This is a genomic window from Pseudoalteromonas sp. SIMBA_162, assembly GCF_046535955.1.
Taxonomy (GTDB): Bacteria; Pseudomonadota; Gammaproteobacteria; order Enterobacterales; family Alteromonadaceae; genus Pseudoalteromonas; species Pseudoalteromonas marina.
The window spans coordinates 1-256 of sequence record NZ_JAWJBQ010000730.1 but is presented as its reverse complement, the minus strand read 5'-3'; the positions used below and the strand labels follow the sequence as shown (position 1 = coordinate 256).

At 30.5% G+C, this 256-nt stretch carries 1 protein-coding gene; it reads left to right on the top strand.

Features of this window, described 5'->3' with window-relative positions:
• A partial coding sequence (locus R0J88_RS21600; protein ID WP_410901118.1) for a ribonucleotide reductase N-terminal alpha domain-containing protein occupies positions 1-256 on the top strand: 256 nt, incomplete at both ends.

Genomic DNA, 256 nt, shown 5'->3' with positions numbered 1-256 from the left:
GAAGGTTATTATGAAAAAGAATTTTTAGAATTATATTCTTTAGATTTTATTAAACGTATGTATAAGAAAGCATACTCTTACAAATTTCGCTTCCCCTCATTTATGAGTGCTTCAAAATTTTATGATAGTTATGCAATGAAAAGCCGTGATGGGAAAGAAATCTTAGAAAAATATGAAGATCGAATCGTTATCATTTCATTATATCTAGCCCAGGGCAATGAACAATTAGCAGAAGATGCCATCGAAGCGATTATGA